General features: G+C 53.2%; 12 protein-coding genes. 10 read left to right on the top strand and 2 right to left on the bottom strand.

Annotation, left to right across the window (positions count from 1 at the left end):
- The first annotated feature begins 239 nt into the window (after positions 1-239).
- Both glyA and J1785_RS22455 read left to right on the top strand, forming a co-directional pair.
- Positions 240-1493, top strand: a complete 1254-nt coding sequence (gene glyA / locus J1785_RS22460) for a serine hydroxymethyltransferase (RefSeq protein WP_129955112.1) — start codon at positions 240-242, stop codon at positions 1491-1493.
- 163 nt (positions 1494-1656) lie between these two features.
- Positions 1657-2817, top strand: coding sequence for a 3-phenylpropionate MFS transporter (locus J1785_RS22455; RefSeq protein ID WP_217220816.1), 1161 nt, complete (start codon positions 1657-1659; stop codon positions 2815-2817).
- On the opposite strand, the gene csiE is transcribed toward J1785_RS22455, so the two are convergent.
- Positions 2814-4094, bottom strand: a complete 1281-nt coding sequence (csiE, locus tag J1785_RS22450; RefSeq protein ID WP_129955114.1) for a stationary phase inducible protein CsiE — start codon at positions 4092-4094, stop codon at positions 2814-2816. The genes J1785_RS22455 and csiE overlap by 4 nt on opposite strands.
- Before the next feature lie 187 nt (positions 4095-4281).
- Between csiE and J1785_RS22445 the strand changes: the two genes are divergently transcribed.
- Together J1785_RS22445 and J1785_RS22440 are read left to right on the top strand one after the other, a co-directional pair.
- Positions 4282-4947 (top strand): DUF1007 family protein, encoded by a 666-nt coding sequence (locus J1785_RS22445; protein ID WP_217137920.1) that lies wholly within the window; start codon positions 4282-4284, stop codon positions 4945-4947.
- Entirely contained in the window at positions 4938-5957 is a 1020-nt protein-coding gene (locus tag J1785_RS22440) for a nickel/cobalt transporter (RefSeq protein WP_217220814.1), read from the top strand. The genes J1785_RS22445 and J1785_RS22440 overlap by 10 nt, the downstream gene beginning before the upstream one ends.
- Positions 5958-6025: 68 nt before the next feature.
- Here the strand turns inward: J1785_RS22440 and suhB are convergent, their stop codons facing one another.
- Entirely contained in the window at positions 6026-6829 is an 804-nt protein-coding gene (gene suhB, locus J1785_RS22435) for an inositol-1-monophosphatase (RefSeq protein WP_129955117.1), read from the bottom strand.
- A 126-nt stretch (positions 6830-6955) separates the two neighbouring features.
- Here suhB and trmJ point away from each other — a divergent pair, with 126 nt between their 5' ends.
- The 6 genes from trmJ (at position 6956) to ndk (ending at position 12878) form a co-directional block, all read left to right on the top strand.
- Positions 6956-7693, top strand: a complete 738-nt coding sequence (gene trmJ, locus J1785_RS22430; protein ID WP_129955118.1) for a tRNA (cytosine(32)/uridine(32)-2'-O)-methyltransferase TrmJ — start codon at positions 6956-6958, stop codon at positions 7691-7693.
- A gap of 216 nt (positions 7694-7909) precedes the next feature.
- Complete coding sequence (iscR, locus tag J1785_RS22425; protein ID WP_129955119.1) at positions 7910-8404, top strand: Fe-S cluster assembly transcriptional regulator IscR; 495 nt, start codon at positions 7910-7912, stop codon at positions 8402-8404.
- A gap of 323 nt (positions 8405-8727) precedes the next feature.
- On the top strand, positions 8728-9897 hold the full coding sequence (locus tag J1785_RS22420) for an IscS subfamily cysteine desulfurase (protein ID WP_129955120.1): 1170 nt from the start codon (positions 8728-8730) through the stop codon (positions 9895-9897).
- Positions 9898-9981: 84 nt separating this feature from the next.
- Complete coding sequence (gene pepB / locus J1785_RS22415) at positions 9982-11292, top strand: aminopeptidase PepB (RefSeq protein WP_217220813.1); 1311 nt, start codon at positions 9982-9984, stop codon at positions 11290-11292.
- Between the two features lie 75 nt (positions 11293-11367).
- Entirely contained in the window at positions 11368-12231 is an 864-nt protein-coding gene (sseB, locus tag J1785_RS22410; RefSeq protein WP_217220811.1) for an enhanced serine sensitivity protein SseB, read from the top strand.
- Between the two features lie 221 nt (positions 12232-12452).
- A complete protein-coding gene (ndk, locus tag J1785_RS22405) occupies positions 12453-12878 on the top strand; it encodes a nucleoside-diphosphate kinase (RefSeq protein ID WP_015696252.1) in 426 nt (141 codons plus the stop codon).
- Positions 12879-12975 lie beyond the last annotated feature (97 nt).

Raw genomic sequence — 12975 nt, 5'->3', positions numbered from 1 at the left:
GGGTAAGGGCTTTCCCCCGCAGGAGCCGGGTCACAAAGCTGAAATTTATGCATGACCGGGTGAATAAATATCTCTTGATTATGGGCAGAGGTTCGCAGATCAAAGCCTTGCTGTATCTGGAGCCAATCGTTTGCCTAAAAACCTCAAACTGACCCTATCCGAAGGCCGCTTAAACATTTACACTGTGGCGCAGAACCCGGAAGGGGCTTTTTTTTAGTTTGTTGAGTCAGGAGATGCGGATGTTAAAGCGTGAAATGAACATTGCCGATTATGATGCTGAGCTGTGGGCAGCAATGGAAAAAGAAGTTGTTCGTCAGGAAGAACATATCGAGCTGATTGCGTCAGAAAACTATACCAGCCCTCGTGTCATGCAGGCTCAGGGTTCGCAACTGACCAACAAATATGCCGAAGGCTATCCGGGCAAACGTTATTATGGTGGCTGTGAGTACGTCGACATCGTAGAACAACTGGCCATCGACCGTGCAAAAGAATTGTTCGGTGCAGATTTCGCCAACGTTCAGCCGCACTCCGGCTCACAGGCAAATTTCGCGGTGTATACCGCATTGCTGCAACCGGGCGACACTATTCTGGGGATGAACCTCGGCCATGGTGGTCACCTGACTCACGGTTCACCGGTTAACCTTTCCGGCAAACTGTATAACGTGGTGCCTTATGGCATCGACGAAAGCGGCGATATCGATTACGAAGACGTGAAACGTCAGGCCGAAGCGCATAAACCAAAAATGATCATCGGCGGCTTCTCCGCATTCTCCGGTATCGTTGACTGGGCAAAAATGCGTGAAATCGCCGACAGCGTTGGTGCTTACTTCTTCGTTGACATGGCACACGTTGCCGGTCTGATTGCTGCAGGCGTTTACCCGAACCCGGTTCCTCACGCACATATCGTGACCACCACCACGCACAAAACGCTGGCCGGTCCACGCGGCGGACTGATTCTGGCGAAAGGCGGTGACGAAGAGTTCTATAAAAAACTCAATTCCGCTGTCTTCCCGGGTGGCCAGGGCGGCCCGCTGATGCACGTGATTGCCGGTAAAGCAGTCGCACTGAAAGAAGCGATGGAGCCTGAGTTCAAAGCTTACCAGCAACAGGTGGCTAAAAACGCACAGGCCATGGTGGCTGTGGTGCTGGAACGCGGCTACAAAGTGGTATCCGGCGGCACACACAACCATCTGTTCCTGATGGATCTGGTTGATAAAAACCTGACCGGTAAAGAAGCGGATGCTGCACTGGGCCGCGCTAACATCACTGTGAACAAAAACAGCGTGCCTAACGATCCGAAGAGCCCGTTTGTGACTTCCGGTGTGCGTATCGGTACACCAGCCGTCACCCGTCGCGGTTTCAAAGAAGCCGAAGCGCGTGAACTGGCAGGCTGGATCTGTGACGTGCTGGACAACGTGAACGATGAAGCAACTATCGAACGCGTTAAACAGAAAGTGCTCGACATCTGTGCACGCTTCCCGGTTTACGCGTAATATTTGCGAAGCCGTTAAGCTGCGAAAACCCGCTCCGGCGGGTTTTTTTATGGGCATGTATCAGAATTTGTGAGCTGGCAGACATTCCTGAAGTCAGAAAGCGTCTGCGGATTGCTAGCGATTGTGAGCTTTGTCAAAGTATTGGCCTCACACCGGAGGATTTATGGAATTGCGTTCCACGCGCTGGCTTGCACTCAGTTATTTCACCTACTTTTTCAGTTACGGTATTTTTCTTCCCTTCTGGGGCTTGTGGCTCAAAGGCGAGGGGATCTCCTCCGAAAGCATCGGCCTGCTGCTCGGTGCCGGTCTGGTCGCCCGCTTTCTCGGCACGCTCATCATTTCTCCCTCCATCAAAGACCCTTCTTACCTTATTACCGGTCTGCGTATTCTGGCGCTGCTTACGCTGGCGTTTGCCGTCGGTTTCTGGTTTGGCAACGGCTGGGCATGGCTGATGATTAACATCGCCGGATTCAGTCTGTTCTTCGGTCCGCTGGTGCCGCTGACCGATGCGCTGGCAGGTACGCTACAACGGCAGATCAATATGGATTATGGCAAGGTGCGCGTCTGGGGTTCCATTGCCTTTGTGATTGGTTCGGCGGTCACAGGCAAACTGGTCGAGGTGTATGGCCATAACGCGATTCTCTATACGCTGACCGCAGGCGTGGCGGCGATGCTGCTCGGCATGTTATTGCGCCCGAGCGTGAAGCCGGCAGGAGAGCCGCGTGCAAGCGGTGCGCCGGGTATTTCGTGGAAAGCGTTGCTGAGCGAAAAACCGGTCTGGCGTTTTCTGTTATGCGTGACGCTGCTACAGGGGGCTCACGCAGCGTATTACGGTTTCAGTGCCATTTACTGGCAGGATGTGGGCTATTCTTCCACAACTATCGGTTATTTATGGTCGCTGGGTGTGGTGGCGGAAGTGCTGGTATTCACCTTCAGTAAACAGCTGTTCAGCCGCTGGTCGGCACGGGATCTTCTGCTGCTTTCGGCCGTATGCGGCGTGTTGCGCTGGACAATGATGGGGGCGTTTACCGCTTTGCCGTGGCTGATTGTGATGCAGATTTTACACTGTGGCACGTTTACGGTCTGCCATCTGGCGGGCATGCGGTTTATTGCTGCACGGCCAGGTGATCAGGTGATCCGTCTGCAATCGGTGTATTCCGCACTGGCAATGGGGGGCGGCGTGGCAGTGATGACCATGTTATCCGGTTTCCTGTTCGAACATCTGCATGCCGGATTATTCTGGGTGATGGCGTTGCTGGCGGTGCTGGCGATTTTCCTGCGTCCGGCTGTGACGCCGTCAACGGTTGCGACATCAGCCCGTTAGGGAGCTTCGAGCAGCGAGCGGATACGTTTCCGCTGCTCTTTTGCCAGCGGTAACTGCGTGTGGATCACCAGCGGATCGGCGTCAGTACTGCGGGTGGCGTAGGGGGTGACAATCATCGCTACGCCACTCGGTGCGCCGAATTTATAGAAATCCGCCAGCGTCTGATATTTGATGTTCAGCGGCAGCAGCGTCGCCTCGCGGATTTGCTGCTCGACGGCTTCTTCCAGCTGCGGATTATCGTGGGTCAGCAGCAAAATTTGTTTCTCCTGCAAGGCGTTACCCTGCATCAGCCATGCACCAAAGGTGATGGCCACCAGCCCGACTTCATCTTCTGAAAGCGTAATCAGGTATTCGTGCTCAAACCCCTGTAACGCCTCGCGGGTGGTACGTACCAGACGCGGATACATCCGGTTCACTTCTTCCTGCATCAGGTTATCGATGCCGATGCCGAAATGACAGCGTTCAATTGCCGGGCCCAGATGAGCGAAAAGCTGGCCGACCAGTCCTTCGTAACTGCTGAATTTCATGCCGGCAATATCCTGAAAACGCGCCACCATATTTTCAATTTCTAATAACAGGCGCTGATCTTCCGTTGAGCCGGAACTCTGATAACTGTGGATTTTCAGCATCCGTAACATCAGCGTGAAAAACTCACATTCGCAGTCATCCAGACGGCCTTTGCTGAGTGCCTGCAACTGGCTAAACAGTTCGCGGGCGGCAGGATATTCCGGTTTTTCACGCAACCAGCGCCGCTGTTGTTCGGTAAAACGCAAGCCGGTCGGGCCGTTGTTTTGCCACAGACAGTATTGAAGACAGATAAGCATCAGCTGGCGGTCATGTCCGCTCAGCGGCCTGGGCAGCAATGCACCGCAATCTTCGAGCATCAAACCCAGAATATCGGTGCGCAGTGCCGCTTTCGGGCAGGTCTGGCCTTCAAACGCGATGTGCAACCATGGGATGAAATGGCGCGAAACGAAATCCGGGGAAATACGTAATGTGCGGCGCAAACCCTGAAATAAACACAGCCGCTGAGCAAGCGCGTCGCCCTGAATACGGCACTGTTTTTCGCTATATTGCAGCACATCAAGCTGGTGGATCCGCTGAATTTCGCAGGTCACTTCTGCCAGATCTTCCCACGTGATGTCTAATGCGACACCATTAATTTCACTGATGATCTCCAGCTGAACCGCCGTCAGCGGCGCGTAAAGCATCAGCAACACGTGGCAACGGCGTTGCGTAGCGGAAAGCGCAGGGGAGGGCTGTTTTTCTGGATTCATATCACCTGCCGAAAAAGTATCGCCTGAAATTATTAGTCAAGCATAGCAAAGCGAATGCCCGCAATAAGGCGCGGAGATTGGCTTTTACTCCGGCTTACAACTCAGATCACAGATATTTTTGACGACCGCTTAAATGCACAGCAAAATACTGTTACTTAGTAACAATATAATGGCGCCAGATATGGCAATGACGTTACACCAGGCCCGGAACCGGCCTTTTCCCCGTTACGTTAAATGGCTGTGCGCTGCGCTGTTGTGCCTGCCCGCCACGGTGCTGGCGCACCCGCACAGTTTTATTGATATGCAGACCACACTGGTGACAAATGAAACCTCACTGACCGGGCTGAAAATGGTCTGGACGATGGATGAAATCACCTCGGCAGATTTACTCTATGACGCGCATAACGCCAAACCGGGTTCGGATATCTGGAAGAAACTGGCGGCGGAAGTGATGGCGCGCGTGCTAAGCCAGCATTACTTCACAGATTTCTATCGCGATGGAAAACCGGTGAAGTATCTGGATCTGCCCAGTGAATATCAGCTTTCCCGCAAAGGCGATCAGGCGGTGCTGGAATTCGTCCTGCCGCTGGCGAAACCACAAGTGCTGGAAGGCAAACCCATGGAATTCTCCACTTTCGATCCTTCGTATTTTGTCGATATGACATATAAAGACAACACCGCGCTGCATCTGCCACCGGCGCTGGAAAAACGCTGTACGCTGGCGCTGTTTACACCAAAGCCGGATGCCTCGCTGCAAAACTATGCCCTGTCACTCGATAAGGCTGATGCCCCGCCGGAAGACATGGATCTTGGTCAGCAATTTGCCCAGAAGGTGACGCTGGAATGTCATTAATCTTCACGCCATCGAAAACGCTGTCCTGGCGCGATCTCTGGCCGCTGGCGGTATTTCTGTTGCTGCTGGCGGGCGGTGCTTGTCTGTTAATTCATTACTGGCCGCGTATTTTGCTCAGCAGCATTATCTGGCAGCGGGAGTTACATCAGGAACTGGCCGGATTGCTGCGGCAGGTGAAACAAAATCCTGCGCAGGCGGGGATGACGCTGGCGGGCTTCAGCCTGATTTACGGCGTAATCCACGCTATCGGGCCGGGGCACGGTAAAATCGTCATTACCACCTACCTGGCGACACATCCTTCACGGCTGAAAACCAGCCTGAAGCTGACCTTCGCGTCGGCGATTGTGCAGGGACTGGTGGCGATATTGCTGGTCAGTGTGGTACTTGGCGTATTGCAGCTCTCTTCGCGACAACTGCATCAGAGCAGTTTCTGGATGGAGCGGGGCAGTTTCATTCTGGTGATGTTGCTCGGATTGCTGTTGTGCTGGCGAGCCCTCAAACGGGTGTGGCAAACCCTCAAAGATCTGCGCCGGCCACCGGCGATGAAAATCCGCAGCCTTTCCCCGGCGGTCAGTAATACGCATGTTCATGATGAATATTGCGGCTGCGGCCATCAGCATGTGCCCAGCGATCAGCAGCTTCAGGCGGGTGATGATTTGCGCACGAAGGTAGCGATTGTGCTGGCGATGGGGTTACGTCCGTGTTCCGGCGCGATCATGGTTTTGCTGTTTGCCAAGGTCATTGACGTCTACATCTGGGGCGTGATTTCGGCGATCACTATGGCTGCCGGCACCTCGCTGACCGTATCACTTATCGGTGTACTGGTGTTTTACAGCCGTGCGCTGGCCGTCAAATTCAGCGCCAGCCGTACGCCTGCGGCGTGGCAGCGGATTGCCTGGTCGCTGCTGGCACTGACCGGCGGGATGATATTACTGGGAGCGGGCATCTTGCTCTACAGCACCGGCGGCGGTGATATTTCACCGATAACCGGCGGCCCATTCAGGGGATAAACCGCAGGCATAAAAAAACGGACGCCCGGTGGGACGTCCGTTGTTGTTTGTATCATTCAGCGGCGGGATTAACGCTTCAGCGCTTCGCTCAGTTCATCACGCATGGTCATCAGAATGCCTTTAACGACGCGCGGGTTGCCGGCAACAATGTTACCTGACGAGAAGTGGTTATGGCCGCCAACGAAGTCAGTCACCACGCCGCCGGATTCACGCACCAGCAGTTCGCCACCGGCGAAATCCCAGGGCTTCAGGGCGATTTCGAAGAATCCGTCAACGCGGCCAGCGGCTACGTAGGCCAGATCCAGTGCAGCAGAACCGGTGCGACGGAAGTCTGCACATTCGGTGAACAGTTTGCCCACGACATTCATGTAGCTGGTTGCGTGTTGTTTTGCTTTGAACGGGAAGCCGGTTGCCAGAATGGTGCCGTCGAGATCTTTCGCGTGAGTGCCACGCAGACGGTAACCGTTCAGCTGTGCGCCCTGACCGCGGGTCGCGGTGAAGAGTTCGTTACGCATCGGGTCATAAACTACCGCAACTTCAGTGCGGCCTTTGATGCGCACGGCGATAGAGACAGCGAAATGTGGGAAGCGTTTAACGAAGTTGGTGGTGCCATCCAGCGGGTCGATAATCCATTGTACGTCTTTGTCTTCGCCTTCCAGCTCGCCACACTCTTCACTGATGATGGTGTGTTTTGGATAGGATTTGCGAATGACATCGATAATCATGTGTTCTGCATCGCGGTCTACGTTGGTAACAAAATCGTTGGTACCTTTTTGGGTAGATTCTACAGAGTCTGGCGTTTCGTAATGTTTGGCAATCAGGTTACCGGCCTTGCGCGCAGCGCGCACGGCGATGGTGAGCATCGGATGCATGGATATCTTCCAACTAGGATGTTAAAGAACGGGAATACGGGAAACGGCGCGCAGTATAGCAGGGGTTCTGAAAATTAACTACCGTTGTGTTAGGCTGTTGTGATTTTCCGTCTGGTAAGAGTTCCTATGCTGCCCAATATCCGCATTGTATTAGTAGAAACATCCCACACTGGCAATATGGGGTCAACCGCCCGCGCCATGAAAACCATGGGATTATCAAGTCTTTATCTGGTCAATCCGCTGGTGAAACCTGATTCTCAGGCCATCTCTTTATCTGCCGGTGCCAGCGATGTGATCGGTAATGCGACCATCGTTGATACGCTGGATGAAGCGCTGGCCGGTTGCAGCCTGGTGATTGGCACCAGTGCGCGTTCCCGCACCTTGCCGTGGCCGATGCTGGAACCGCGTGAATGCGGCGAGCTCAGCGCGAAAGCCGCACAAACCGCGCCGGTGGCACTGGTGTTTGGTCGTGAACGTGTCGGGCTGACCAATGAAGAACTGCAAAAATGTAACTATCACGTTTGCATTCCGGCCAATCCTGAATACAGTTCGCTGAATCTGGCAATGGCCGTGCAAATTATCGCGTATGAAGTGCGCGTCGCCTATCTGGCCTTGCTGGAAGCGGCAAAACCGCAGATTGAATATGAAGAAACGCCTTATCCGCTGGTCGATGATCTTGAGCGTTTTTATCAGCATCTGGAAAAAACCTTGCTGGAAACCGGCTTTATTCGTCAGGCACATCCGGGTCAGGTAATGAGCAAACTACGCCGTCTGTTTACCCGTGCGCGACCTGAATCTCAGGAGTTAAACATCCTGCGCGGTATTCTGACATCGATTGAAAAGACCAATAGCAGCAAAGAGTAAGCGCCAGGGGTTGAGGATAAACATCAAACCTTTGCTTGTTAATCAACAGATTACTTCTTACCCGTGAATGGCGACAACTGGGCGGAATATAGGGTCAGATAATACTTGAGTAAATTACTAGGTTAAATAGTTGACTGATTTACTCAGGAATGGCAGACTCATTTACATGTTCCGCACGATTGAATTTTTAAGTCATTTTAAACAGGTAACCATGCTATGAGACTGACATCCAAAGGCCGTTATGCCGTGACCGCTATGCTCGACGTTGCACTGCATTCCCAGGAAGGACCAGTACCCCTGGCTGACATTTCTGAGCGTCAGGGTATTTCCCTTTCTTACCTGGAGCAGCTTTTCTCTCGCTTGCGTAAAAATGGTCTGGTTGCCAGTGTTCGTGGTCCGGGCGGTGGTTATCTGTTAGGTAAAGACTCGGGTGATATCGCCGTTGGCGCGGTGATCACGGCCGTTGACGAATCCGTTGACGCCACCCGTTGTCAGGGTAAAGAAGGCTGCCAGAATGGCGAACGTTGCCTGACTCACACCTTATGGCGTGATCTGAGCGAGCGCATCAGCGGCTTCCTGAACAATATTACACTGGCAGAACTGGTCAACAACCAGGAAATCCTGGAAGTGGCTGACCGTCAGAACGGTGAAGTCCGTCGTCAGCCAAATGGCCGTCAGATGGAAACCATCAACGTCAATCTTCGAGCCTGATCCCCGTCATCCTTCGCGCCGCCCCGGCGTTGGCTGCTGTCGCAAACCCTGGTCACATACTAGTGTATGCTCCCGGGGATGTGCTCTGTTGCCGCCTTGATGCGACACGAATGATTTAGGGGAGCATGTGAATTTTGATGTTACTAAAAGCCCGCTGAAATGCAGATTTCCGCGGGCTTTTGCTTTTCAGACGTCATTTCTTACCGATTAGTGCCCGCAAAGCGTCATTTCCCTTTTAAGAAGTTGTGAACCCGTTTTAAACTGGTTGTCGTTTTTTTTATTCTTTCGTTCGAAACCGAACGCGCAGTCCGGAGCTACCTGCCATGAAATTACCTATTTATCTTGATTACTCTGCCACGACGCCGGTTGATCCGCGTGTTGCACAGAAAATGATGCAGTGTCTGACACTGGACGGTACTTTCGGTAATCCGGCCTCCCGTTCTCATCGTTTTGGCTGGCAGGCAGAAGAGGCCGTGGATGTGGCGCGTAACCAGATTGCGGAGCTGATTAATGCGGATCCCCGTGAAATCGTCTTCACGTCAGGCGCAACCGAATCTGACAATCTGGCGATTAAAGGCGCGGCTCATGCACAGCGTGCGAAAGGTCACCACATTATTACCAGCCAGACTGAGCACAAAGCGGTGTTAGACACCTGTGCGCAGCTGGAGACGGAAGGCTTTGAGGTCACCTACCTGACGCCGCAGGCCGACGGTGTTATTCCATCAGCAGCCATTGAAGCCGCGTTGCGCCCGGATACGATTCTGGTGTCCATCATGCAGGTCAACAATGAAACCGGCGTTATCCAGGATATCGCAACAATTGGCGAGCTTTGCCGCAGCCGGGGTATTCTTTTTCATGTGGATGCAACCCAAAGCGTGGGGAAAATCGCGATTGATCTCAGCGAATTGCAGGTTGATCTGATGTCGTTTTCCGCCCATAAGATTTACGGCCCGAAAGGCATCGGGGCGCTGTATGTGAGTCGTAAACCGAAAGTAAGGATTGACGCGCAAATCCACGGCGGCGGTCATGAGCGCGGCATGCGTTCAGGTACCTTGCCGGTGCATCAGATTGTCGGAATGGGCGAAGCGTATCGTATTGCCAAAGAAGAAATGACCGCTGAAGTGGCGCGTCTGTCCGCACTGCGCGATCGTCTGTGGAAAGGCATTCAGCAGCTTGATCGGGTGTTTCTCAATGGCGCGCCGGAACATGCTGCGCCCAATATTCTCAACGTCAGTTTTGCCGATGTTGAAGGAGAATCTCTGATTATGGCGCTCAAGGATCTGGCTGTTTCGTCCGGTTCCGCCTGTACGTCCGCGAGCCTCGAACCCTCTTACGTGCTGCGTGCGCTGGGATTAAGCGAGGAGCTGGCACACGGCTCAATCCGTTTTTCTCTCGGGCGCTGGACCACGGAAGAAGAAATTGATTATGCAATTGCGCTGGTGGTGAAATCTGTCCGTCGCCTGCGTGAGTTGCCCCCTGTTTATACAAAATAATGAAGTGCCGCCCGATGAAAGGGTGATTTGCCTGTCATTGAAAATGAATATTCATTGAAGATAAAAAACATCAGGAGTGCTGTTATGAGTTCCGAAGTCACGACCAATGAAGCAATGTCCGTATTCCTTTCTTCTCAGCCTGCCGATGCGCGCTGGGGTGAAAAAGCCACACTGAGCACCGATTCTGCCGGGATGACCATTCATCTCAATAGCGGCGATGTGCTGACGGTCATTGCCCGTGCCGCGCGTCGTATCGACGGCCAGGGAGTCAAAAATATTAAACTGGCCGGTGAAGGCTGGGATCTCGAAAACAGCTGGGCTTTCTGGCAGGGCTTCCGTGGTCCGAAAGGAACACGCCATGTTGAATGGGCCGAATTGTCCGAAGATGACGCGAAAACGCTCAGGCAACGGCTGAAAATCATCGACTGGGTACGAAATACCATTAATACCCCGGCAGATGATTTGTCCCCAGAACAACTGGCCACCCGCGCGGTTGATCTGATGTGTGAATTTGGTCACGACAAAGTCAGCTACCGTATCACCAAAGGCGACGACCTGCGTCAGCAAAATTATATGGGTATCCATATCGTCGGGCGCGGTTCTGACCGTCAGCCGGTCTTGCTGGCGCTTGATTACAACCCAAGCGGAGACGCTGAAGCGCCGGTTTACGCCTGCCTGGTCGGTAAAGGCATTACCTTTGACACCGGCGGTTACAGCCTGAAACCAAGCGGTTCCATGGATTCCATGAAAGCAGATATGGGCGGCGCAGCCACCCTGACCGGCGCACTGGCGCTGGCAGCGGCTAACGGCCTGAACAAACGCGTAAAACTGTATCTGTGCTGCGCGGATAACATGGTCAGCGGTAATGCACTGAAACTCGGCGATATCATCCGTTACCGCAACGGCAAAACCGTTGAAGTGATGAATACCGACGCCGAAGGCCGCCTGGTGCTGGCCGATGGTCTGATCGATGCGTCTGCGCAAAATCCTGAACTGATCATTGATGCTGCCACACTGACCGGTGCGGCGAAAACAGCGCTGGGTAACGATTATCACGCCCTGTTCAGCTTTGACGATGCACTGGCGGGTGAACTGCTGGAAAGCGCAAAATCCGAACACGAACCGTTCTGGCGCCTGCCGCTGGAAGAATTCCACCGTTCTCATCTGCCATCCAACTTTGCTGAACTGAATAATATTGCCGGTCCGGCACACACAGCGGGTGCGAGTACGGCGGCGGCCTTCCTGTCTCATTTCGTCACGGAATATAAGAAAGGCTGGCTGCACATTGACTGTTCTGCAACGTACCGTAAAAGCGCAGCGGATCAGTGGTCTGCCGGTGCAACCGGTCTCGGCGTGCGAACTGTGGCTAATTTATTGTTAGCTAAAGCGAAGTAAGCAGTAAAATTTGCATGAAGCATAACGGGGCGCTTAACAGTGCCCCGTTTTATACCATTACCGGAGTCAAGAACCATGAGTGTCCCACACGATCATCTGCCTGCTGGTGCTGCGGCAACTGACGGTGAAAACGAGCTGGAGCGGCTGCTTCGCCTGTCTGTCACCGCGCCTGCGTGGCGTCCGGCGTTTTATCAAACCTTGCTGGATTCCACTGTGTTTGTGCTCGGTGATGCAGGGCAGGATAACGCGGAAAAGCAGGGCAGTGTGGCGATCACCGCTGGCAGTGAACTGAATATTTTGCACTGGGAAAAACAGGACGGCAGCTCGATTATTCCTTTCTTTTCCTCGGTGGACGTTCTGGAAAAAGCCAGTGCCGGTGAAAGCCCGGATGAGCAGGCATTTGTCGCGCTGCCTGCCCGTGTGCTGTTTGAAATGACGCAAGGGGAAGAATTGTTTCTCAATCCCAAGTCGGAATATGGCAAGGAATTTTATCCGGGCGAAGTCACGCTGTTACTGAACAGTGGCGGGCTGAATGCGCCGTCTGAGCTGGTGCTGGATAAAGAAAGCCAGTTGCTGATCGGCCAGCCGGAAGAATATCCTTCTACCATGATCGATGCGCTCACTACGCTTTTCGCCCGGAAGAAACCGGTGCGCCGTGCATTTATGGCGCTGATCCACGATAAAGCCGTGGATGATCAGCCCAACCTGCTGATCGGTGTTGAAGCGGACGGTGATGAACAGGAGATCGATGCGCTGATCCGCGAGGCGGGCAATGTGGCGAGTGAAACCTCTCCCGACGATCGTCCGGTGGATTTCTGTATCGTTTCTGAAAAAGAGCGCGGTATCAGCCATTACCTGATCAGCCACACGCAGCCGTTCTATCAGCGCAAGTGGGGAAGCTGGTTGCGCAATATCATTCCTTCTTCCGGTCAGGCATAAAAGTGACGATACACCAGGGGAAACGCCGTTTTGCCCCTGTTTTGTTTAAGGGAAATAGGTGGTTTAGGTTCGATAGTGAATCAATCACACATTTTTTTAATTAAATGTTGTGATTCGGGTAGGCAATCGTAACTTCGCTCCCTATAATCACCGCCATTTTACGGCAGGTATAACATTAAATTAACCGGCCCTACCTATAAAAGTCTGACAGAGGTTTTTTCATGACTATCGAACGCACTTTCTCCATCATCAAGCCAAACTCCGTAGCGAACAACGACATCGGTGCTATCTATGCCCGTTTCGAACGTGCTGGCTTCACCATCATCGCGTCTAAAATGCTGAAACTGACGAAAGAACAAGCGGAAGGTTTCTACGCAGAACACAAAGGCCGTCCGTTCTTCGACGGTCTGGTTGAATTCATGACCTCCGGCCCGATCATGGTTCAGGTTCTGGAAGGCGAAAATGCCGTTCAGCGTAACCGTGACATCATGGGTGCAACTAACCCGGAAAACGCGCTGGCCGGTACCCTGCGTGCAGACTTCGCTGACAGCTTCACCGCTAACGCTGTGCACGGTTCTGATGCTGTAGAATCTGCACAACGCGAAATCGCTTACTTCTTCACCGAAAGCGAAATCTGCCCGCGTTAAGATTTTTGAGTCACCGTTGCCGGAAGATGTGCCGCAAATTCACAAGAATTTTGCCACTGCGACTTTCCAAACATGGCAACCGTGCCCTAAAATTTGT

The sequence above is a fragment of the Rahnella perminowiae genome (genome assembly GCF_019049755.1).
GTDB classification, from domain to species: domain Bacteria; phylum Pseudomonadota; class Gammaproteobacteria; order Enterobacterales; family Enterobacteriaceae; genus Rahnella; species Rahnella perminowiae.
The sequence above is the reverse complement of the archived record's forward strand: the minus strand, read 5'-3'. Positions and strand labels throughout refer to the sequence as shown.